A 21,231-nucleotide genomic window follows, 5' to 3' on the forward strand; every position below is an offset into this window, starting at 1 on the left:
AGCTTGCCTGCAAAGCCTGAACTTTCATCGGTTCTGGCCGCAAAGCTTGCCGGCCCACAGTCCCGGAGCGGCGAATGTGGACAAGAACACCCTGCACATCGGCACAGTGGCCTTTATTCTTCGGTTTGGCTCCAGCCTGTTGGCGCCGACAGGTCTCCATTGAAAGACTTCAGCAATGCCTTGAATTCGTGAGACTCCAGCAAAATGTGGCGACCTGCCTCAACCAGGAGATGCACGTCAGCTCGCACAATTGACAGTGCGGTAGGAATTTGGAGAAGTGCTGTGCGTTGAAGCAATTCAGGGGCGTCGCGCAGGTTGACGTTGACGACGTAGATTTGCGCGTCAGGCGTGAAGGTGTCAATGTCCTGCGCCGCCGAGTGCTTGAGCTCGCTACGCCACACCTGCGCGGTATCGGTCAGCAAGCCGAGCGTTTCCTGTGTGACGCGGGCGCCGGCGCCAAACAGCAGTGCATCAAAAACTTGTAAGGTGCCAGGAACCTTGTCGCTGGCGTCGATGCGCTCGGACGGGTCACGCTCGGCATTGACGGCAATGATCACCAGCTTTTGAATGGCATTTTTGGATGTGCGACGCGCGGCGTTTCGGATACCGCCGGCGGCCAACGATTGCTCCAGCAAGGTGCGCAGTCCCAGGTTGTCAGCCAGGCCACCATCTACCAAGTGGATGTACGGCCGCGTCTTTGCGTCCAGGTAGGAGCGCTGGCTGTCCCGCAGCAAGCGCACGCGGTAATCGTTAGGCGCTGCACTGTTGAGGCTGTTTGGCGGGCGTGGGCAAACGGCGTTGTAGTTTTTGAGTGTCGTTGGGCTGAGTGCAATGGGCACGGCCGACGATGAGGCCACGGCGAACGACAGCGGCACACTGGCCAGATCCGAGCAGATCAGCTCGAACTGCTCCTGACTGAATACAAAACTGGAGCCCAGTGACAGGTCCGTCGCCGAGATCAACAGGCCGGGGCGGGCTGCCAGATCGCCGAAGGTTTTGCCGTTGAAAAGTTCATCGAGCCGACGCGCCAGCAATTGCGTGCGGCCAAACCAGGGCGAGGACAGTTCGTACAGGGCAGCCGGGCGCAGCACGTTGCCGATCAAGGTGTCCTGGAAGTTTTGGTACAGAAAATCCTTTTCAAAGGCGGGGAAAGTCTGCTGGCCAAAAGCAGCGTAGTAGGCCGCGATGATGCTCCCGCCCGATACCCCGCTAATCACGTCCAGCTCGTCAAGCAGCGCTATGTCGCGGCCATTCCAATGTACCTGGGTTTGCCTCAGCGCATCCAGCACGCCGTAGCCAAACGCGGCTGCGCGCGCGCCGCCGCCCGAGATGGTGATGGCGAACAGCATGGAGCTGTCTTGCTTAACTGGAAGTCCCACGTCCGGGGACATGTTGCTCGCGGTGGGTAGCGCCACATCGGGCGGCAAAGGCAGGTTTTGCCATGGACGCACACTGGAGCAGGCAGTTAGCAGGAGCGCGAGCAACAGGGCGAAGCCGTGGCGCAGCAGTTGCTGTGTCAACATAACACTTCCACCAGTTGGGCCCTCTCGTTCACTACCGCGCCGTGTCGTCGATCGATTCCCAGTCATCATCTTCCGGCGTTGGCCTTGTTGCGAGTAGTCAGGGTTGTAATCAAGCCATCAATGCCTTTGCCATTGATTTCCTGAGCAAACTGGCTGCGATAGGTTTCCACCAGCCACACGCCCATGACGTTCAGGTTGTAAATCTTCCAGCCACCCCCCTCGCCAGAGGTTTTTTCCAGCCGGTAGTCCAACTGAACGGGGTCGCCCCGACCTTTGACCTCGGTGCGAACCACGGTCTCTTTGTCGTCCGGTGCCACACGCAGGGGCTTGACGGCAATGGTCTGGTCACTGACCTGTGTCAACGCGCCAGCATAGGTGCGCAGCAGCAAAATTTTGAACTCCTCCTGCAAACGTTTTTGCTGTTCCGGCGTCGCCTGCCGCCAAGCTGGACCCACGGCAGAGGCCGTCATGCGCTGAAAATTGACGTTGGGCATGATCTTGGCATCTACCAGCGCAGCGATCCGGGATGCGTCCCCGGCATGGATGGCTTTGTCAGTCTTGATGCTGTCGAGTACCTCGGTGAACAGACGTCTGATCAAGGCGTCGGCGGCTTCATCCGCTGCGCGCGCCGGCAGGGCCAGCAGGCTGGACGCGGCCACCAGCAGCGTGGCTAACAGGCGTGCCCATGGGCGACGGTTCATGGTTTGACTCCCTTCTTTTGCAGCGTTGATTTTTCTACCTCATCCCGGTCGGATGCACCACCCCCCAGCGCCTTGTACAAGGTGACCTGGTTCTGCAAATACGCGAGCTTGGTTTGCGCCACGCCCTGCTGGATGGCAAACAGCGAGCGTTGCGCGTCCAGTATGTCCAGGTAGCTGGCAACGCCATTGCGGTAACGCAGGTCGGCCAGACGGAAGCGGTCGGCTTCTGCGTCAAGCTGCACTTGCTGGGCTTGCACCTGCCCGTACAGCGTGGCGCGCCCGGCCAGGGCGTCGGCCACTTCGCGGAAGGCGCTCTGGATCGCTTTTTCGTACTGCGCCACGGCGATGTCGCGGCCCGCGTTGCTGGAGTCCAGATTGGCCTGATTGCGGCCGGCGTCAAAGATCGGCAGCAGCGCCTGCGGCGCCAGCGTCCAGCCCCAGGTGCCGTTCTTGAACAGGCCGGCGAGTTCGTTGCTGGCGCTACCGGCGCTGGCGGTCAGCGAGATGCGCGGGAAGAACGCCGCACGCGCAGCCCCGATGCTGGCATTGGCCGCGATCAACTGCTGCTCCGCCTGGCGGATGTCCGGGCGGCGCGTCAGCAGGTCCGACGGCAGGCCGGCTGGCACTTCGCGAAACACGGGGGCAGTGGCTCCGCCCGTTGGGGTGGCGAGCAGGGCGTCAGGCAGTGGCTGCCCCACCAGCAGGGTGAGCGCATTCACGTCGAGCGCGCGCAGGCGCTGCTGTTGGGCCAGGGTGGCGCGCGCCTGCGCCGTCAGCGATTCGGCCTGACGGAAGTCCAGCGCCGAAGCGGCGCCGTTGTCCAGGCGTAGCTTGGTCAGGCGCAGCGAGTCGTCGCGCGTGACCAGTGTGCGCTGCGTCAGGGCCAGCAATTCGTCGTTGGTCCGCAGGCTCAGCCAGGTGTTGGCCACGGCGGCGATCAGACTGGTCTGCGCCGCCTTGCGCGCCTCATCCGAAGCCAGGTACTGTGCCAGCGCCGATTCCTTCAGGCTGGCGACGCGACCAAAAAAGTCGATCTCCCACGACGCCATCGAGAGGCCTGCGGTATAGACGCTGCTGATGCCGCCGTTGCCATCGGTCGCGGGCTGGCGCAGGCCGGTGGCCGCCAGGTTCAGAGTGGGGAACTGGTCGGCACGGCGGATCTGGTAGGTCGCGCGCACCTGCTCCATATTGAGCACGGCCACGCGCAGGTCGCGGTTGTTCGCCAGCGCCAGGCGGATCAGCTCGCGCAGCGGCGCGTCGCCGACGAAGTCCTGCCACGCCAGATCGGCGGCGGGCCTGTCGGCCTGGTTTGTCGTAGCGGTCGAGGCATCGGGCCACTGGGTGGCCATGGGCGCGGCCGGACGCTCGTAGGTCGGGATCATCGAGCAGCCCGCCAGCAGGGTGGCTGCGGCAGCAGCGGCCAAGGCACGGCCCAGCGGCGCGGGCCGGGCGACTGAGGGGTGAAGTTTCTTCATGAGCAGTGTTTGATAAAGGTGGTTATTCATGCTCTGCCTCGTGATGGAGCTTGACCACTTTGGAATCGTGTTCGTGCTGGCGTTGGCTGCCCTTGAAGAAGCTGCGTACCAGCACGAAGAAGGCGGGCACGAAAATCACTGCCAGCACGGTGCCGGCGAGCATGCCGCCGATCACGCCGGTGCCAATGGCGCGCTGACTGGCCGAGCTGGCGCCGGTTGAGATAAAAAGCGGCAGCACGCCGAGGGTGAACGCCATCGAGGTCATGACGATGGGGCGAAAGCGCAGGTGGGCGGCCGCGAGCGCTGACTCCATCAGGCTTTTGCCTTCAGCCTGCAAGTCTTTGGCGAATTCGATGATCAGAATCGCATTCTTGGAAGACAGGCCGATGATGGTGATCAGGCCGATCTGGAAGTACACGTCGTTGGACATGCCGCGCAACAGGGTGGCCAGCACCACGCCGAGCACGCCGAGCGGAACCACCAGCAGCACCGAGAACGGGATCGACCAGCTCTCATACAACGCAGCCAGACTCAGGAACACCGCCAGCAGCGCGAAGCCATACAGGACCACGGCTTGCTTGCCCGCGAGCATTTCTTCGCGTGACTGGCCGGTCCATTCGAAGCCGAAGCCTTCGGGCAGCCTGGACGCCAGCTTTTCCATTTCGGTCATGGCGTCACCGGTGCTGAAGCCGGGTGCGGCATCGCCTGAAATTTTCATGGCCGGATAACCGTTGTAGCGAACGGTTTGCGTCGGGCCGGTGATCCAGCGTGTGCTGGCGAAGGCCGAGAGCGGCACGATTTGGTTGTTACTGTTGAGGACCGGTAAATCCAGAACCTTTTCCGGCTGCATGCGGGCCGAGGCATCGGCCTGGACGACCACGCGCTGTAGCTGACCTTCGTTCGGGAAGTCGTTGACATAGCTTGATCCGACGGCCGTGGATAGCGCGCTACTGATGCTGTCGAAGCCTACACCCAGGGCGCTGGCCTTGTTGCGGTCAATGTCAATTTGCATCTGAGGGGCGTCTTCCATGCCGTCGGGGCGCACACCGGCGAGCACTTTGCTCTGGCTGGCCATGCCCAGCAACTGGTTGCGTACGTTCAGCAGCGCGGCGTGTCCCTTGCTGCCGCGGTCCTGCAGTCGGAACGTGAAGCCGGTCGCATTGCCCAACTCGGGAATGGGCGGCGGGCTCAGTGCGAAGATAAAGGCGTCACGGATGCCCATCAGCGCCCCAAATGCACGCTTTGCCACCATCTGAGCCGAATGTTCGTCACCACTGCGTTCGGCCCAGTCCTTGAGCATCACAAACGCCAGGCCCGCGTTTTGTCCCTGCCCGGAGAACGAGAAGCCGGCCACGGTGACGATGTTGGTGATCTCGGGTTGTTTGAGCATGTAGCCTTCGACCTGCTGCAGCACCGAGCGGGTGCGTTCCAGCGATGCACCAGGTGGCAACTGGACGTTGGTGAGGATGTAGCCCTGGTCTTCATTGGGCAGGAACGAGGTCGGCAAACGCGTGTAAATCAGCCCGACGACGCCAATCAGCATGGCATAGACGATCATCATCCGGCCAGTACGTTTGAGTAACTTGGACAATCCGCTTTCATAGCTTTTCGCGGTGGCTTTGAACTGGCGGTTGAACCAGCCAAAGAAGCCACTCTTTTCCAGGTGGTGTCCGGCTTGCACGGGTTTGAGCAGTGTGGCGCACAGGGCGGGGGTCAGTGACAGCGCCAGGAAGGCCGAAAAGGCGATCGAGGTGGCCATCGTGGCTGAAAACTGACGGTAGATGTTGCCGGTGGAACCCGCGAAAAAGACCAGCGGGACAAACACCGAGATCAGCACCACGGTGATGCCAATGATGGCGCCCGATATCTGACCCATGGCCTTGCGTGTGGCCTGTAGCGGGGACAGGCCTTCTTCGCTCATGATCCGTTCAACGTTCTCCACCACCACGATCGCATCATCGACCACGATGCCGATAACGAGCACCATGCCGAACATGGTCAGCACATTGATCGAGAAGCCCATGGCCAGCAACGCGCCGAAGGTTCCCAGCAGCGCCACCGGCACCACGATGGTCGGAATGAGGGTGTAGCGGATGTTTTGCAGGAACAGGAACATCACCAGGAACACCAGCACCATCGCTTCCAGCAGGGATTCCACCACTTTTCCGATCGAGACCGAGATAAAGGTCGAGCTGTCATAGGGGATGGTGTAACTCACACCCTGCGGGAAGTACGGCTGCAAGTCGGCCAGCTTGGCTTTTACCGCTTTGGCCGTGGCCAATGCGTTGGCCGTGGGCGTAAGTTGCACGCCCATGCCGACAGCCGGTTGGCCGTTCAGTCGTGCGCTGGTGTTGTAGCTCTGGGCGCCTAGTTCGATACGGGCGACATCCTTTAGTCGTACCGATGAACCGTCGGTATTGGCGCGCAACTGGATATTGCCGAACTGCTCCACCGAGGTCAGCTGGCCCGGTACGACGATGGTCGCATTCATCGTCTGGCCCGGTGCGCTGGGCAGGTCGCCCAGATTGCCCGCCGATACCTGCGCGTTCTGCGCGCGGATGGCTGCATTCACTTGGTCAAGCGACAGGTTAAAGCCTTTGAGTTTGGTTGGGTCAATCCAGATGCGCATGGCGCGCTCGGAGCCGAACTGTGTGACGGTGCCAACGCCTGCGAGCCGTTGGAGCTCAGGCACTATGTTGCGGGCCGCATAGTCATTGAGCGTGTCGATGTTCACGTCCGGGTTGTTGGACGAGAGCATCGCAAACAACAGAAAATTGGAGCGCGATTTCTCGACGCGCACACCCTGTTGCGTCACGACTGAAGGCAAGCGCGGCGTGGCCCGGGCCAGGCGGTTTTGCACATCCACCTGCGCCATGTCCGGGTTGGTTCCAGGCTCGAAGCTCAGTGTGATCGAGCCGGTGCCGTTGGCCTGGCTGGTGGTTTCCATATAGGCCAGACCCGTGGCGCCGTTCATTTCGCGTTCAATGATGGCCAGCACGCTGTCTTCCAGCGTTTGTGCGGTGGCACCAGGGTAGGCGGCGGATACCTGGATGGTCGGCGGTGCCACTGCCGGGTACTGCGCAATCGGTAGCTGTGTGATGGACACGCAGCCCAGGACAGTGATGAAAATGGCGATCACCCACGCAAAGATGGGGCGTTCGATAAAAAATTTGGCCATGACTCGGGTTCCTTAGCGGGCAGCGCTGGATGCTGCGCTGGCCGGGGCTGCCGGTGCAGCCGTGCTGGCGGCGCTTGTGGGCTTGCCGCCCTGCGCTTGCCATGGCACGGGCTTGACGATGATGGGGTCCCCCGGTTTGCCGCGTGGCAGCTTCTGGAAGCCATCGACCATCACCTGTTCGCCAGCCTTGAGACCTTCGAGTACAACCCATTTGTTGTCCTGGGCGGAACCCAGTTTGATTGGACGCGGCGTTAGTTGGTTGTCGGCTCCGACGACCATGACGGTGTCGCCCTGCGCTCCCCGTGTGACGGCTTGTTGCGGCAGCAAAATGGCGCCATTGACTTGCGCCTGTTCCAGCTTGACGCGCACGTACAGGCCCGGCAGGAGTGCTTTCTCGGGGTTGGGAACTTCAGCGCGCAAGGTCACTTGACCGCTGGTGGCATCCACCGTCAAGTCGGTAAACAGCAGGCGGCCTGTGTGTTTGTAAGTACTTCCGTCTTCCAGGATGACAGTGATGCTGGCGGCACCTTTGCCCGCCTGCTTGTATTGGCCATTGGTCAAACCGGCCTTGAGCTTGAGTACTTCGGAGGCCGACTGCGTGAAGTTCACATACATCGGGTCGATTTGCTGGATTACCGCGAGCGGTGTCGCTTCGCCCTGGCCCACCAGCGCACCTTCGGTCACCAGTGAGCGGCCGATAGTGCCCGAGATCGGGGCGGTGACGGCGGCGTAGTTCAGGCTGATGCGGGCCGTCTGCACAGCGGCTTTGCCGATAGCGACGTCGGCTTCGGCCTGTTTGCGCGCCGCCTGCGCGTTCACATACTCCTGCTGGCTGATGGCTTTGGCTTCGACCAGGGGTTTGTAGCGCTCGGCTTGCGCACTGGCCTGCGTCAGGTTGGCCTCGGCCTTGGCCAGGCTGCCCTGGGCACTGGCCAAAGCGGCCTGGTAGGGGCTGGCATCAATTTCGAACAAAGCCTGACCGGCTTTCACGTCGCTGCCCTCAACAAACAGCCGTCTTTGCAGAATGCCGGCAGCCCGTGCCCGCACCTGTGCCACGCGCGATGCCTCCAGTCGGCCGGGTAGCTCGGTGATCAAACCCATGTCGCCCGGGGTGACGGTGACCACGCCCACCTCGGCGGGCGGCATGCCGCCCGCAGGGCCTGCCGGTGCGTTACTGCTTTGGCCGCAGCCCGCCAGCAGGGCCGCAAGACTGAGAGAGGTCAAGGCAAGGTGGCCGCGCAACGGCCACCGGCGGGGGATGGGGGCGGCGATGGAAAGCCGGGCGTGTGGTAAGGACATGGTGTACTTCCTGAAAGAAGGGGAATTTTGGTTTTTTTGCCGCAGGGTGCTAAAAAACCAGCAGCTTTCTCATAGTATACATACAATCATGGATGTATGTGTCTTATGCCTTACATTTCATTTTTACAACGTTATTTGGAAGAGGTTCGCCATGGCTCGCTGTACCAAGGAAGAAGCCCTCGCCACCCGCAATCGCTTGCTGGATGCGGCAGAGCATGTGTTTGCCGAAAAAGGCGTGTCCCGCACCTCCTTGCATGACATTGCGGAAGCCGCTGGCGTGAGCCGGGGCGCGATTTACTGGCATTTCAAAAACAAGGCGGATTTGTTCAACGCCATGATGGAGCGCACCACTTGGCCTTTGGAGGATTCCCTGCACCAAATTGGGCACGATCCCGCGTTGGACCCGCTGCATGAGTTGCAGCGTGCGATTCTGGATGCCATGCGAAAAATTGCCTCGGATGAACGCATCCGTCGTGTTTTTGAGGTGGCCACGCTCAAGGTGGAGTACGTCGATGAATTGCTGGCCGTCAAGGCGCGCCATCTTCAATGCTATGTTGACGCGGTATTTCAGATGGAGCGTAGCCTGCGGGAGGCCGCTGCGCGCCGTGGGGCGCCCTTGCGGGCGTCGCCGTCGATGGCGGCGCAGGGTTTGCACGCGCTGGTGGTGGGACTTATCAATAGCTGGTTGCTGGCGCCGGAGGCTTTTGAGCTGGTCGGCGTTGCTGAAATGGCGCTGGGCGCGTATCTGGAGGGTTTGGGGCTGGCACCGGAGCCTGAGCAACAGGTAGCCCCGGCCCAGTAGATCCATACATCGGTGGCCACGGTGTCTTTCACCTGGCTGGTGTCGGAACATGCGTGCCTGAAACTTCCTCGGATGGCGGCGAAGGTGTTTCACACGGTATCTTCGCTTCTTTGCGCAAGCAATTGAATTGGTATATATTTGGTATCTACCAATTGCACTTCAGGCCCGATATGAAACCCAACATCGACTCACCGGCACGCGCCAAATTGTTTTTTCATGGGCGCAGCCAAGCGGTGCGCCTGCCCAAGGAATTTCGCTTTGAAGGAACCGAGGTCTATGTGCGCCGCGTGGGTGCCGACGTGGTGCTGAGCAGCCAGCCCAAGGCGTCCATGCAGAATCTGCTGGATGCGTTGGATGAGTTTGAGTCGGGGTTCGTCATGGAACGTTCGCAGCCCGTGCGCCAGGATGATCGTGAAGCGCTATTTTCCGCTGTCAAGCGCTGATTCACGTCATGAGCGCCACGTCATCGAGCCTTCCCATCCGCTATTTGCTTGACACCAATATTTGCATTTACGTGATCAATGCCCGACCGCCTGCCGTGCTGGCACGCTTTGTGGCGCACGAAGTCGATGGCTTGGGCATTTCAGCCATCACCGCCAGCGAGTTGTACTGGGGCGTGTGCAAGAGCGGTTCGGTGCGCAACCGTACAACATTGGAGAAATTTCTTTCCCCTTTGGCTGTCCTCGATTACGACCTGGGTGCGGCGCAAAAGTACGGCGAGTTGCGGGCTTACCTGGAGCAGCAGGGCACGCCCATTGGTCCGTTTGACCAGCAGATCGCCGCCCACGCGCTGGCGCTTGACATCACGCTGGTGACCAACAACCGGCGCGAATTTGCAAGAGTCCCGGGTCTGCGCCTGGAAAACTGGGTTTGAAGCGCCTGCTGCCAATGGTGATGCTCAGTTTTTCCGGGTTGAGGTATTTGGGCGGGGCGGCCAGGGCCGACTCAGTTGTGACGACGAGGTGTCACAGTTTGCTCCAGGGCATCACATCCACGCCTTCGCGCGTGAAGCGGGTCTCGCCGCCGTACACCAGACCGGGGTAGATGGCTGAAAAGTTGCCGCGCTGGCTGGCGTAGGCCTGCCATTTCTTGAGCTTGCCAAAAGCATCGGACGCAACGGTAATGCCGGATTTGATCTCGACCGCGGCAATCTCGGTGCCGCGTTCCAGAATCAAATCGACTTCGGTGCCGATGTTGTCACGCCAGAAGTACAGTGGATCATGCTGGCCGGTGTTGCAGCGGCTTTTCAGAAATTCATTCACCACCATGGTTTCGAACAGCGCGCCACGCAAGGGGTGGGTTTGCATCTGGGTAGTGTTCTGAATGCCAATGAGCGCCGCGGCCAGGCCCACATCGGTCATGTAAAGCTTGGGGCTCTTGGTCAAGCGCTTGCCAAAGTTGGCAAAGTGCGGACGCACGTAGTGAATCAGATAGCATGTTTCCAGAATCGACAGCCAGTTCTTGGCGGTTTTATCCGATACGCCGGCGTCGCTGGCGAGCGACTGCATGTTCAGCAGTTGGCCGGTGCGCGCGGCCGTCAGCTTCAGGAAGCGCTGGAAGGCTCCGAGGTCCTGAATCGCTGCCAGCTGGCGCGCATCGCGTTCGGCGTAGGTCACCAAATAAGCCTGCAACCACTCGTAAGCTTCCAGTGGGCGCGCGTACAGGGCCGGGTAGAAACCCTTGACCAATTGGCTGGCGTAGTCAACATCGAGCAAGCCGGCGTCTCTCAGTTCGGCAATCGATAAGGGCAGCAATTCAACCAGCGCGGTGCGACCGGCCAGGCTCTGTGTCACGCTGGCCAGCAGCGACAGGTTATGGGAGCCTGTCAGGACAAACTGTCCCATGACGCCCGACGTATCCACCACTCCCTGCATCTGAGAGAACAGTTCGGGTGCATTTTGTGCTTCGTCGATGACCGCGCCGTTGGGAAACTGAAGCAGGAACTCTGCCGGCTGGGTGCGTGCAAACTCGCGCTGGGCCGGTGCCTCCAGCGATACATAGGGTTTGTCGGCAAGCAATGCGCGCACCAAAGTGGTCTTGCCGGACTGGCGCGGTCCAGTAACCGTGACGACGGGAAAGCCCTTCAACAGCCGCAGCAGCCGGGGCGCAGCATGACGTGAGATCACTTGTTTTTACAAATCCGAGTTGCGACTCCGAAAGTGTAAATCATTTTGTGAAAATGATGCATGGGTTCTGCCGGCACCGCTTTCGACGCCCGCGTCCGGCCGTGCCAAGGCGAACGGCCGCGATGAGGGTTTTGCCAGCTACTGCTTGGGCAGTTTGGCCGGGTCGCCGCCCACGGCGATGCTCAATTTTTCCGGGTTGAGGTGTTTGCGCGCGGCGGCCAGGGCCGACTCCGCTGTGACGGCGCTCAGGGCCCGATCGCTGGCGCTGACCCAGTTGCCGTAGCTGCGGTCCAGGAACATCAGGTCGGCCCAACCGCGCGTCAGTCCGTTGTCCTGGGCGCGGTTCTGCAGGCGCAGCTTGAGCAGGCCTTCGACGGCGTCGGCCACTTCCTTGGCCGTGAAGCCGTCCTTCAGTGCGCGGGCCACTTCCTCGCGCATGCCGGCTTCCACCTTGGCCACATTCTGCGGCGCGGCGATAGCATAGACACCCCAGTCGCCGGCGTTGTCCAGGGCGTGGGCGGTCAGCCAGGAGCCAACGCTGTAGGACAAGCCGTCCTTCTGCCGCAGCCGGTCGCCCAGGCGCGAGCTGATCTGGCCGCCACCGATGATGTGATTGGCCACCTGCAGGGCCGGGAAGTCCGGCGCGTCATCCTTGATGTCGATGTTGCCGCGGGCCAGAAAAATTGCGTTCTCCTTGTCCGGCGTTGGCGCGACCAGCTTGGCGGGTGCAACGTCGGCATAAGACCTGAGAATAGGGTTGTACGGTTGCTGGCTCTTCCAGGGTTCGAGTTCGGCCTGCAACACCTTCAGGGTGGCGTCGGCGTCGAAGTCGCCGACGATGGCCACCTGACCGTGGGAAGCGCCGTAGAACGCCTTATGCAGGGCGCGCACCTCGTCGAGCTTGACGGCCTGGACATCGGCGATGGTTTCGTCAATGCTGCTGCTATAGCGCCAGTCGCCCTTGGGGTAGCGGTTGAAGTGTTTGCCCAGCAACTCGCCGGCACGCGCATTGGGTTCGTTCTTCTGCGATTCGGCGCCGGTGATGAATTGCTTGCGCAGTTGCTCGAACTCGGACTCGGGAAAGTTGGCATCGCGCATGGCGTGGGCCGCCAGGCGCAGGGCGCCTTCCAGATTGGCGCGGGTGGTCTGGAAGTCGAAGAAGCCGCCGGTCATTTTCAGCTTGTCCCGGGCGTCGGAGAGCTGCTCGCGGCTCATCTTGTCGGTGCCGCGGCCGATCAAGCCCGACATCATGTCGCCGATGGCCTTCTTGCCGAACAGCGTTTTCTCGTCGCCCCAGTTGAGGCGGATGGACACGCTGACGGTCTCGCCGCGATTCTTCTTGGGTAGCATTGCCACCTTCAGGCCGCCGGCCTGCGCGAAGCGGGTGCGCGCCTGGATGTTGATGGGTGTCGGCTCGAAAACTTCGCCGGCCGCGGCGGCTTGCTTGGGCTTGAATTCCTTCAGCACCTCGGAGAGTGCAGGTGCCGCCGGGATGTCGGCGCGCTGGGGCGCGTCTTCCGGCTGGAAGATGCCCACCGTGCGATTGTCACGGCGGAAATAGGTTTTGGCGGCCGCGCCTATCGCTTCGGCGCTCAATTTGGCGACACGCTCCCGACCGACGAAGAACAGGCGCCAGTCGCCCAAGGCAATGTATTCCGACAGCATGACCCCGATCTGCTCGTGGTTGTTGAAGGCATGCTCCCACTGCTTTTGCACCTGCAGTTTCACGCGCTCCAGCTCCTGCGCCGTGGGTGGGGTGCCGCCCAGACCCTCGACCTCTCGGATGATGGCATCGCGCACCGGTTCCACCGGCTCGCCCTTCTTCACCACGGCGCCGAACAGCGCCAGGGAAGGGGCGTGCAGGTTGAACTGGAAGCCGAAAACCTGGGCCGCCTTGCCGGTCTCCACCAAAGACTTGTGCAGCCGCCCGGTTGGCGTCCCGGCCAGGATCGGGCTGGCCACTGCCAGGGCCGTGGCATCCGGGTGCAGGGCGGCTGGCACCTTGTAGGCCACCATCACCAGTTGCTCGTCCGCCTTGCGTCGGACCATGAAATTGCGTTCGCCGTCCTGGGTCGGCTCCACCGTCCAGAACGGCGGCAGCACGCGGCTCGGTTTCGGGATCTTGCCGAACGACTGGGCCACATAAGCCAGCGCCTTGTCGCTATCGAACTTGCCGGCCAGCAGCAGCACCGCGTTGTCCGGCTGGTAGTAGGTGCGGTAGAAGGCTTGCAGGTTCTCGATCTTCACGTTCTCGATATCGCTGCGGTTGCCTATGGTGTCGCGGCCGTAGGCGTGCCAGTCGTAGGCAATGCTCTGCAGGCGCTTGAGCATGACCCGAAACGGGCTGTTCTCGCCCATTTCGAATTCGTTGCGCACCACCGTCATTTCGCTGTCCAGGTCTTTGCGCGCGATGAACGAGTTGACCATGCTGTCGGCCTCCAGCGCGATCGCCCAGCGCAGGTTGTCGTCGCTGGCCGGCACCAGCTCGAAGTAGTTGGTGCGGTCCAGCCAGGTGGTGCCGTTCCAGCGGGCGCCGCGCTGCTTGAATTCGTCGGGGATGTTGGGGTGGCTGGGCGTGCCCTTGAACACCAGGTGTTCCAGCAGATGCGCCATGCCGGTCTCGCCGTAGTTCTCGTGACGCGAGCCGACCAGGTAGGTGATGTTCACAGTCAGGGTCGGCTTCGCGGCGTCCGGGAACAGAAGCACGCGCAGGCCATTGTCCAGGCGGTACTCGGAGATGCCTTCGACGGCGGTGACGTACTGTACGCCGGGCGGCAACGGGGCCATGTCGGCCAGCACCGGCGGCGCGAGAAACAGCGTGACAAGAATCAGCAAGCCGCCGGCGAGGCGGCGCAAGGTTGGATGCAGCATGAAAATCGACTCCCCTTTTTTTTGTTGGTTGATGCGCGGTCGCGATGCTAGCACGCGGGATGCGATACTTGAAGCGAGGCGGTTCAATTTCCGGTCCGCCCTGATTTTGGGGTAACCATGTCCGAAGTTATTTTGCTGGGCGACGAGGCGGTTGCGCGTGGTGCGATTGATGCTGGCATCAGTGCCGCCTACGCCTATCCCGGCACGCCGTCGACCGAGATTTTGCAGACCATCCAGGACCACGCCAAGGAGCTGGGCTTGCCGGTGCGTGGCCTCTGGTCGACCAACGAGAAGGTGGCACTGGAGCAGGGCGTAGGCGTTTCCTACGCCGGTCGGCGCGCCATCGTCTCGATGAAGCACGTCGGGCTGAACGTGGCGGCCGATCCGTTCATGAACGTGGCAGTGTCCGGAGCGCACGGCGGCCTGGTGCTGGCGGTGGTGGACGACCCGTCCATGCACAGCTCGCAGAACGAGCAGGATTCGCGCTACTTTGCCGACTTTGCCATGGTGCCCTGCCTGGAGCCCGGCGACCAGCAGCAGTGCTACGACTTCACGCGCGAGGCTTTTGACTTGTCCGAGAAGTTGCAGGTGCCGGTGATGCTGCGGCTGGTAACCCGTTTGGCGCACAGCCGCGCCAGGGTCACGCTGGCGGCGCCGCGGGCGCAGAACGAGGCGCGCTACGTGGACGACCCGAGCCGCTTCACGCTGCTGCCGGTCAACGCGCGGCGTGCCTACGCCAAGCTGGTCGACAAGCAGGCCGCCCTGCAAGAATATTCGGAGTCCCATCCGGCCAACCCGTTGACGCTGCGTGGCGATGGCCGGCCCGGCATCCTGGTCAGCGGCCTGGCCTGGAACTATTTGCAGGAGGCGATGGGCGGCGCGCTGGACGGCTACAACCTGCTGCGCATCGGTGTCTACCCGCTGCCGGTGAAGAAGATACGCCAGTTGCTGGACTCCTCCAGCGAACTCTGGATCGTGGAGGAGGGCTACCCCTTCATCGAACGTTACGTCAGCGCCCTGGGGCTGATGCGCGAGCGCCCCATCCGCGGCAAGCTCAGCGGCGACCTGCCGCGCATCGGCGAGCTGGACCCCGACGCCATCAAACGTTGCTTCGGCCTGCCGCTGAGCCCGTCCCTGCAGATTGCGGGGCTGGCCGAGGTGTTGGTGGGGCGGCCGCCGCGCCTGTGCGACAAGTGCCCGCACACCGACGCCTTCATCGCCATCAACGAAGTGGTCGCCGAACTAGGCCCCGGCGTGCGCGTGATGGGCGACATCGGCTGCTACACGCTGGGCTACCTGGAGCCCTACCACGCGATCCACTCCTGCTTGTGCATGGGTGCTTCCATCGGCATGGCGATGGGCGCCGCGCACGCCGGCATGACGCCATCGCTGTGCGTGATCGGCGACGGTACCTTCACGCACGCCGGCATGACGCCGCTGCTGGACGCGGCGCGCGACAACACCAACATCAAGGTCTTCATCCTGGACAACAGCATCATCGCCATGACCGGTGGCCAACCCACCATGGCCACCGACGAGGAGGTGGTAGACCTGGTCGCCGGCCTGGGCGTGCCGCGCCAGCACATCCGCGTCGTCGAGCCGACCACGCACAAAAAAGACCAGACCCTGGCGGTCATCCGCGAGGAACTGGCCTACCAGGGCCTGTCGGTGATCATCGCCCGGCGCGCCTGCGTCACCTACGCCAAGCAGATCAAGGCCTTCAAGCGCGGCTGCCAGGAGGAAGAACAATGAACTACGACCTGGTGCTTTGTGGCGTCGGCGGCCAGGGCGTGCTGTCGATCGCCTGGGTCATCGACCACGCGGTCCACGAAGCCGGCTTGTACCTGAAGCAGTCCGAGGTGCACGGCATGGCGCAGCGCGGCGGCGCCGTGTCGGCCTATGTGCGGATCTCGGACCAGCCGGTCGCCAGCGACCTGATCGCCGACGGTGGCGCCAGCCTGCTGCTGACGGTGGAGCCGATGGAAGCGCTGCGCTACACACGCTTGCTGCGCCCGGATGGCTGGATCGTCACGGACGTCACGCCGCTGGAAAACGTTGACGTCTACCCGCCGCACGAAGCGCTCTACAAAGTGCTGTTCTCGGTACCGCATCTGGTGGCGCTGGATGCCACGCAACTGGCGCAGAAAGCCGGCACCGTGAAGGCGCAGAACATGGTAGTGCTGGGTGCGGCGGCGTCGCAGCTGCCCCTGCCTTTGGCGCTGCTGGAGAAGCAGATCGAGGAACTGTTTGCCGGCAAGGGCGAGCGCATCGTCAAGGCCAACATCAACGCTTTTCGCATCGGTGACGCGGCCAGCCGCTTCGCGGCGGCCCTGGTTGCCGCCGGTGTGGCGTCGACGGTGGTAGCCCGCGTGTTGCCGCGCCTGGTTTTCGAGCCGCAGCCGGTGTCGCAGGCCAGCGTGGATGCCTGGTGCGCGCGACTGCTGGCGGCCGATGGCGCGCAGACCGCGCTGCGGCTGTTCGAGGCCGGTGTCAGCGTACCAGTTGAGGCAGCCCCCTGATTCAGGGCCGGCCGACACCGGGCACGGTGACCGCCACGGTGTGGATGGCGCCGGGCCGCGATTGAAGCGATTGTTCGGCGGGCAGCATGACCTTGGTGGTCAACACAAACAAGGTGCGGCGGTCCGGCCCGCCCAGCATGCAGGCCACCGCCTGGCCGGGTGTGGCGATGCGGTGCGTGACCTCGCCGCCCTCGCGCACGCGCAGCACCTCGCGGCTGGTGGGTGAGGCCAGCCAGATGGCGCCCTCGGCATCCAGGCAAATGCCATCCGGCGCGGCTTTGTCTAAAGTTGCCCAGACACGCCGGCCGCTCAGGGAACCGTCTTCGGCAATGTCGAATGCGGTCAGGCGCTCGGCGTAACTCTCGCCGAGGATCAAGGTGCGCCCATCCGGCGTGATCACCGCACCATTGGGGAAATACAGATCGTCCGCCACCACGCGGGCTTGGCCATCGGGCAACACCAATATCAGGCCGGTGGGGCGCGGCGTCTGCCGGGCCATGAAGTCGAAGCCGAAGTTGCCGACGTAGGCACGGCCTTTGGCGTCCACCACCATGTCGTTGCAATGAAACGGCGCCAGCGCCGACAGGTCGGCCAGTTCGGTCAAGACGTCGCCGTCGAGCCGCAGCAGACGCCGCTCCGTCATCGAAACGATCAGCAACGTGCCGTCGGGCAGCCAGCCCAGGCCGGAAGGTTGACCCGGCACCGTGACCACCGTCTCGCAGCGCCCCGCCATGGCTGCCCGCTGCACGCGCCGCGTGTGGAAATCCGAGAACCACAGGGCGCCGTCATGCCAGCGCGGCGACTCCGGGAATGCCAGCTGGTCCAGAAAGAGCGTGAGCGGGAGGTCGGTTTGCATGCTGGGTGGGAGCTTAAGCGCTACTTCTGTCGCCAGATGTCCCCTTGGCGCAAGCCCTGTGGTGCCGCCAGCCGGCCGCGTGCCGCGGCATCGCCCAACAATGTGGCGCGCCACCAGTCGCTGCTGATGCTGGCCACCAGTGCGTGGTGGGCCGCCTGTAAATCGCGCGTGACCTGTTGGCGCGGCACGATTTCCACTGCGCGGCCGGTCTGCCCGGCGAAGGTCATGTGGTCGGCATGCTGCAAGACCAGTTGCGCCTTGTCGCCGGCCGGCAAGGCGTCAAAGACGGCCATGCGCCGCTCGGGCGTCGCGTTGTTGCCGGCCACATCCGTATCCAGCGTGCCGGTCAGGCACAGCATGGGTCGCGTCATCCGGTCAAAGGCTTGTCTCGCATCACCCGCTGCCGGCAGGGACGGCGAAAACGCAATGAAAGAGGCCAGCCGCGGCTCGTCGATGCCCTCAAAGCCGGCGTAGCGTTGCCCGGCCATGCCCAGCGTGGTGTGGGCGCCAAACGAATGGCCACTCATGCCGATCTGCGTAGTCCGCACCGTGCCCCAGCGTCCTTGGCGGGCCGCGTGGCGCCGCCCGATTTCGTCCAGCGCAAACGTCACGTCAAGCAAGCGCGCCAGCAGTTGCGCCGGACTGGCTGCCCGGCTCAGCGCCGGCTTGTCGATGAAGGTGTTGGTCACGGCCCTGACGGCCGCCAGATCGCTGCCCGGATGTTGCAGATGCAGCACCACAAAACCCGCCACTGCCCAGGCCTCGCCCCACACCGCGCCACCCTTGCGCGTGCCGCCCAGCCCGTGCGAAAACAGCACCACCGGCAGCGGCCCGCTGCGTGCTGCCGCATCAGGCCAGCGCACTTTGACCGACAGCTCACGCTGGCGCGCGGCGTCCAGCCAGGTCTCGTCGACCACCGCGATGCCGTTGGTTGGGGTCTGCGCACGCAGACCGGGCAGGGCGGTAGCCAGCAAGGCGCTGATGCAGGTGCGACGGGTCAGGTTCATGAGCATGATTATGGTGCTGGCCCGGCTCCTGTTGGAGTCGCGCAAGCTCTAGAATGACTGACAAAGGAGACGGCATGACGCCAGAGCAAAAAGCCAGAGTCAGCATTGACGCCTTGCTGACCCAGGCCGGTTGGCACGTTTGCGATATGGCACACGCCGACATCCACGCCGAGCGTGGCGTGGCGCTGCGCGAATTGCAGGCGCTAGAGACGGAGGCGTAACGGCATGGTGAGAAATCGCTATCAGGCAACCGGTGCCGAGGCAGAGTTTGAACCCGGCTCACGCGGTCGCGTGCTGCGCAATCTGCTGGGCATTGTTCGTGTGCGCGACATGAATCTGGCGGAGTCGCAGGCGCTGGAAATCGCGCAGGACCTGGCTTTGGACCGATATGACGCTGACCACCGGTTTACGGCGCAGGACCTTTGCGATCTGCACGCCTTGTGGCTCGGTCCCATCTACCTCTGGGCAGGCGAGTACCGTTCTGTCGATATCGGCAAGGGTGGCTTTCAGTTTGCACATGCGCGCCTCATCCAGGGTCTGATGACGGAGCTTGAGCGCGGAGCCCTTCGACGGCGCACGCCGTGCCGGCCTGCGGATGACGCTGCGCTGGCGCTTGCCTTGGCAGAGGTGCATGCAGAGCTGATCCTGGTTCACCCCTTTCGCGAGGGCAACGGTCGTTTGGCGCGCTTACTGTCCCTGTTGATGGCGTTGCAGGCGGGCCTGCCGCCGCTGGACTTCGGCCCCATGCTGGGACGTGGGCGGCACATCTATATTGGCGCCATTCATGCCGCGATGGGGCGGGACTATAGGCCCCTGTCGTCGGTGTTTGAAAAAATTATCGCGCGCTCAAAGCAGCACGCTGCTGCCAATAAGCGGTGAAGGATTCCCGACTGGCAGGGGTCTTGGCCGCCGTGCTTTCGGCAAACGGGGCGCGAATGCCTTCCACTGCGGATGACGTTTTCGCAGAAATCCGAAGCGCGGCCTTGCGGCTGGCTTCTGTGCGGCTGCGCAGGTACGGGTTGGATTCTTTGAGCGTCATGGGGCAATGGTACTACAGCAAAACCAGCGCAGCCAGAACCCGCGCCAAGCCATTGAGGCCGCCGTGCGCAGCCACTGAGCAGCTCACTGTCTGCTGTTCCTCAAGATGACCGACTGGCTGAGCCGGCCTACCCGATGCAGTTCCGGCTGAGCGCCAGCGACCTGGGCAGCGGCCCGGATCAGTTGGTCTGAGCGGTGGCAGTCTCAGGCGCGGTGGCAGGCACCCGGCGCGCACCGTCGAAGCGGCGGTTCCAGTAGCTGACGGCCATGCTCTCCACCCGCACTTCGGCACCCGGCTTGGGGGAGTGGATGAACTTGCCTTCGCCGATGTAAATGCCGACGTGGCTGAATGCGTGCCGCATGGTGTTGAAGAACACCAGATCACCGGGCTGCAAGTCGGCGCGTTCGATTTTTTGCGTGGCGGCGGCCTGCTGGGCTGCCTTGCGCGGCAGAACCAGGCCCACCGTTTGCTCGAACATGGCTTTGACGAAACCGCTGCAGTCAAAACCACTTTCCACCGTATTGCCACCGCGCCGATACGGCACGCCCAGAAAACCCATGGCGGTAACGACCAGGTCGGAGGCTTTCTCGCCGACCGATTGTCTTACCTGATCGATTTGTGCCAACAGGCCTTTGTTGGCCAGCAATTTATCCAGGTCATCTCCTGCCACCGGCGGGTTGGCGTGCGCACTGACGGCGAGCACAAGGGCAACAAGGGTGGTGGAAATTCGGATCGGTCTCTGCATGGCCGCAGTATAAGGGCTGCGGTCAAACGCCATGGACTGGTCCGCGTTGCCTGCGGTTTAATAGGGGATTGCCAAAAAACGCTCATTCCCTGTAGAAAGTTTGCCATGTTGCTAGACGCCGCCCAATCCCAACTCGTCCTGGTGGACTACCAAAGCCGCCTGATGCCCGTCATTTTTGAAAACGCCCTGGTGCTGGCCAACGCGGTGCGTCTGGGCCAAATGGCGCGCCTGCTGGAGGTGCCGGTGTGGGGCACCGAGCAAAACCCGTCCCGGCTGGGCGAGAACGTGGCCGAGGTCAAGGCGCTGTGCGCGCAGACTTTGAGCAAGATGCAGTTCAGCGCTGTCGAGGAGGGCCTGGGCGAATGGCTGCGTCCACCGGTCAAAGCGGCGGCCGGCAATGCCCGCAGCCTGCCCAAGCATTTGCAAAAACCGCAGGGCAACGCCGCCGAGCGCAACACGGTAGTGGTTGCCGGCTGCGAAGCCCATGTCTGTTTGCTACAGACGGCGCTGGACTTGCTGGAAGACGAGTTCGAAGTCTGGGTTGTGACCGACGCCTGCAGTTCGCGCACCGAGCGCAACCGGGACGCTGCCTTTGACCGTCTGGCGGGTGTAGGTGTCGAGCTGGTGACGACCGAGATGGTGGCCTTCGAGTGGCTTCGCACGGCCGAGCATCCGGCGTTCAAGGCGGTGCAGGCGCTGATCAAGTAGTTTTTACCGCCTGCGGAGTGGGCGCTGGGCGAGTCAGTCTGTTGCAAGCTGCCTGGCCATAATTATAAATTCAGTTTCATGACCCGCCAGGAGACAAACAATGACAAGCTATGCCGATTTCCATCGCCGCTCCCTCACTGAGCGTGACGCTTTCTGGGCCGAGCAGGCCCAACTGGTCGACTGGAAAACCCCGCCGCAGCAGATTTGCGACTACAGCAATCCGCCGTTTGCCCAGTGGTTTGCCGGCCGCGTCACCAATCTATGTTAAAACGCGATCGACCGGCATCTGAAGGACCGAGCGGATCAGGCGGCGCTGATATTTGTTTCCACCGAGACCGATCAGGAGCGGGTTTATTCCTTCCGCGAGCTGCATGCCGAGGTG

General features: G+C 62.8%; 18 protein-coding genes and 1 pseudogene. 9 read left to right on the forward strand and 10 right to left on the reverse strand.

What is annotated here, in order from left to right:
• Positions 1–113 precede the first annotated feature (113 nt).
• The 5 genes from PHS32_RS13890 to PHS32_RS13910 all read right to left on the reverse strand — a co-directional run bounded on the left by PHS32_RS13890 (position 114) and on the right by PHS32_RS13910 (position 8,176).
• Positions 114–1,523: a patatin-like phospholipase family protein gene (locus PHS32_RS13890; RefSeq protein ID WP_301079605.1), complete on the reverse strand. Its 1,410-nt coding sequence runs from the start codon at positions 1,521–1,523 to the stop codon at positions 114–116.
• A gap of 65 nt (positions 1,524–1,588) precedes the next feature.
• Entirely contained in the window at positions 1,589–2,224 is a 636-nt protein-coding gene (locus PHS32_RS13895; protein WP_301079606.1) for a phospholipid-binding protein MlaC, read from the reverse strand.
• Complete coding sequence (locus PHS32_RS13900; RefSeq protein ID WP_301079607.1) at positions 2,221–3,699, reverse strand: efflux transporter outer membrane subunit; 1,479 nt, start codon at positions 3,697–3,699, stop codon at positions 2,221–2,223. The genes PHS32_RS13895 and PHS32_RS13900 overlap by 4 nt, the downstream gene beginning before the upstream one ends.
• Before the next feature lie 22 nt (positions 3,700–3,721).
• Complete coding sequence (locus tag PHS32_RS13905) at positions 3,722–6,877, reverse strand: efflux RND transporter permease subunit (protein ID WP_301079608.1); 3,156 nt, start codon at positions 6,875–6,877, stop codon at positions 3,722–3,724.
• A 12-nt stretch (positions 6,878–6,889) separates the two neighbouring features.
• Positions 6,890–8,176: an efflux RND transporter periplasmic adaptor subunit gene (locus PHS32_RS13910; protein ID WP_301079609.1), complete on the reverse strand. Its 1,287-nt coding sequence runs from the start codon at positions 8,174–8,176 to the stop codon at positions 6,890–6,892.
• Positions 8,177–8,327: 151 nt separating this feature from the next.
• Between PHS32_RS13910 and PHS32_RS13915 the strand changes: the two genes are divergently transcribed.
• The 3 genes from PHS32_RS13915 (at position 8,328) to PHS32_RS13925 (ending at position 9,852) form a co-directional block, all read left to right on the forward strand.
• Positions 8,328–8,978 carry a TetR family transcriptional regulator gene (locus tag PHS32_RS13915; protein WP_301079610.1) on the forward strand — a complete coding sequence of 217 codons (651 nt, stop codon included), beginning with the start codon at positions 8,328–8,330 and terminating at the stop codon, positions 8,976–8,978.
• A gap of 170 nt (positions 8,979–9,148) precedes the next feature.
• Positions 9,149–9,421: a type II toxin-antitoxin system VapB family antitoxin gene (gene vapB, locus PHS32_RS13920; RefSeq protein ID WP_301079611.1), complete on the forward strand. Its 273-nt coding sequence runs from the start codon at positions 9,149–9,151 to the stop codon at positions 9,419–9,421.
• Positions 9,422–9,456: 35 nt separating this feature from the next.
• Positions 9,457–9,852: a type II toxin-antitoxin system VapC family toxin gene (locus PHS32_RS13925; protein WP_366143484.1), complete on the forward strand. Its 396-nt coding sequence runs from the start codon at positions 9,457–9,459 to the stop codon at positions 9,850–9,852.
• 91 nt (positions 9,853–9,943) lie between these two features.
• Here PHS32_RS13925 and PHS32_RS13930 read toward each other — a convergent pair whose 3' ends face one another.
• Complete coding sequence (locus PHS32_RS13930) at positions 9,944–11,104, reverse strand: ATP-binding protein (protein ID WP_301079613.1); 1,161 nt, start codon at positions 11,102–11,104, stop codon at positions 9,944–9,946.
• A 138-nt stretch (positions 11,105–11,242) separates the two neighbouring features.
• Positions 11,243–13,975, reverse strand: a complete 2,733-nt coding sequence (locus PHS32_RS13935; RefSeq protein ID WP_301079614.1) for a pitrilysin family protein — start codon at positions 13,973–13,975, stop codon at positions 11,243–11,245.
• A gap of 117 nt (positions 13,976–14,092) precedes the next feature.
• Between PHS32_RS13935 and PHS32_RS13940 the strand changes: the two genes are divergently transcribed.
• Positions 14,093–15,727, forward strand: a complete 1,635-nt coding sequence (locus PHS32_RS13940; protein WP_301079615.1) for a thiamine pyrophosphate-dependent enzyme — start codon at positions 14,093–14,095, stop codon at positions 15,725–15,727.
• Positions 15,724–16,494, forward strand: coding sequence for an indolepyruvate oxidoreductase subunit beta (locus tag PHS32_RS13945; protein ID WP_301079616.1), 771 nt, complete (start codon positions 15,724–15,726; stop codon positions 16,492–16,494). The genes PHS32_RS13940 and PHS32_RS13945 overlap by 4 nt, the downstream gene beginning before the upstream one ends.
• 1 nt (position 16,495) lies before the next feature.
• Here the strand turns inward: PHS32_RS13945 and PHS32_RS13950 are convergent, their stop codons facing one another.
• Both PHS32_RS13950 and PHS32_RS13955 read right to left on the reverse strand, forming a co-directional pair.
• On the reverse strand, positions 16,496–17,350 hold the full coding sequence (locus PHS32_RS13950) for an SMP-30/gluconolactonase/LRE family protein (RefSeq protein ID WP_301079617.1): 855 nt from the start codon (positions 17,348–17,350) through the stop codon (positions 16,496–16,498).
• Positions 17,351–17,370: 20 nt separating this feature from the next.
• The gene (locus PHS32_RS13955; protein ID WP_301079618.1) at positions 17,371–18,357 is read right to left on the reverse strand and encodes a hypothetical protein; all 987 of its coding nucleotides are present in this window, start codon (positions 18,355–18,357) and stop codon (positions 17,371–17,373) included.
• A 53-nt stretch (positions 18,358–18,410) separates the two neighbouring features.
• On the opposite strand from PHS32_RS13955, the gene PHS32_RS13960 reads away from it, so the two are divergent.
• Positions 18,411–18,578, forward strand: a complete 168-nt coding sequence (locus tag PHS32_RS13960; RefSeq protein WP_301079619.1) for a hypothetical protein — start codon at positions 18,411–18,413, stop codon at positions 18,576–18,578.
• 4 nt (positions 18,579–18,582) lie between these two features.
• Complete coding sequence (locus PHS32_RS13965; RefSeq protein WP_301079620.1) at positions 18,583–19,236, forward strand: Fic family protein; 654 nt, start codon at positions 18,583–18,585, stop codon at positions 19,234–19,236.
• Between the two features lie 338 nt (positions 19,237–19,574).
• Here the strand turns inward: PHS32_RS13965 and PHS32_RS13970 are convergent, their stop codons facing one another.
• Positions 19,575–20,141: a C40 family peptidase gene (locus PHS32_RS13970; RefSeq protein ID WP_301079621.1), complete on the reverse strand. Its 567-nt coding sequence runs from the start codon at positions 20,139–20,141 to the stop codon at positions 19,575–19,577.
• A 105-nt stretch (positions 20,142–20,246) separates the two neighbouring features.
• Here PHS32_RS13970 and PHS32_RS13975 point away from each other — a divergent pair, with 105 nt between their 5' ends.
• Both PHS32_RS13975 and PHS32_RS13980 read left to right on the forward strand, forming a co-directional pair.
• Positions 20,247–20,849 (forward strand): isochorismatase family protein, encoded by a 603-nt coding sequence (locus tag PHS32_RS13975; protein ID WP_301079622.1) that lies wholly within the window; start codon positions 20,247–20,249, stop codon positions 20,847–20,849.
• 100 nt (positions 20,850–20,949) lie between these two features.
• Positions 20,950–21,231, forward strand: a pseudogene (locus tag PHS32_RS13980) (acetyl-coenzyme A synthetase N-terminal domain-containing protein); the annotation flags it as partial.

The sequence above is a fragment of the Rhodoferax sp. genome (assembly GCF_028714215.1).
Lineage (GTDB): Bacteria > Pseudomonadota > Gammaproteobacteria > Burkholderiales > Burkholderiaceae_C > Rhodoferax.

Bases quoted from the DNA above. Each gene is read 5' to 3' on its own strand.
- PHS32_RS13955 (WP_301079618.1), bottom strand. From the start codon at position 18,357: ATGAACCTGACCCGTCGCACCTGCATCAGCGCCTTGCTGGCTACCGCC.
- PHS32_RS13960 (WP_301079619.1), top strand. From the start codon at position 18,411: ATGACTGACAAAGGAGACGGCATGACGCCAGAGCAAAAAGCCAGAGTC.
- PHS32_RS13910 (WP_301079609.1), bottom strand. From the start codon at position 8,176: ATGTCCTTACCACACGCCCGGCTTTCCATCGCCGCCCCCATCCCCCGC.
- PHS32_RS13975 (WP_301079622.1), top strand. From the start codon at position 20,247: ATGTTGCTAGACGCCGCCCAATCCCAACTCGTCCTGGTGGACTACCAA.
- PHS32_RS13965 (WP_301079620.1), top strand. From the start codon at position 18,583: ATGGTGAGAAATCGCTATCAGGCAACCGGTGCCGAGGCAGAGTTTGAA.
- PHS32_RS13935 (WP_301079614.1), bottom strand. From the start codon at position 13,975: ATGCTGCATCCAACCTTGCGCCGCCTCGCCGGCGGCTTGCTGATTCTT.
- PHS32_RS13970 (WP_301079621.1), bottom strand. From the start codon at position 20,141: ATGCAGAGACCGATCCGAATTTCCACCACCCTTGTTGCCCTTGTGCTC.
- PHS32_RS13900 (WP_301079607.1), bottom strand. From the start codon at position 3,699: ATGAAGAAACTTCACCCCTCAGTCGCCCGGCCCGCGCCGCTGGGCCGT.
- PHS32_RS13915 (WP_301079610.1), top strand. From the start codon at position 8,328: ATGGCTCGCTGTACCAAGGAAGAAGCCCTCGCCACCCGCAATCGCTTG.
- PHS32_RS13905 (WP_301079608.1), bottom strand. From the start codon at position 6,877: ATGGCCAAATTTTTTATCGAACGCCCCATCTTTGCGTGGGTGATCGCC.
- PHS32_RS13950 (WP_301079617.1), bottom strand. From the start codon at position 17,350: ATGCAAACCGACCTCCCGCTCACGCTCTTTCTGGACCAGCTGGCATTC.
- PHS32_RS13890 (WP_301079605.1), bottom strand. From the start codon at position 1,523: ATGTTGACACAGCAACTGCTGCGCCACGGCTTCGCCCTGTTGCTCGCG.
- PHS32_RS13940 (WP_301079615.1), top strand. From the start codon at position 14,093: ATGTCCGAAGTTATTTTGCTGGGCGACGAGGCGGTTGCGCGTGGTGCG.
- PHS32_RS13895 (WP_301079606.1), bottom strand. From the start codon at position 2,224: ATGAACCGTCGCCCATGGGCACGCCTGTTAGCCACGCTGCTGGTGGCC.
- PHS32_RS13945 (WP_301079616.1), top strand. From the start codon at position 15,724: ATGAACTACGACCTGGTGCTTTGTGGCGTCGGCGGCCAGGGCGTGCTG.
- vapB (WP_301079611.1), top strand. From the start codon at position 9,149: ATGAAACCCAACATCGACTCACCGGCACGCGCCAAATTGTTTTTTCAT.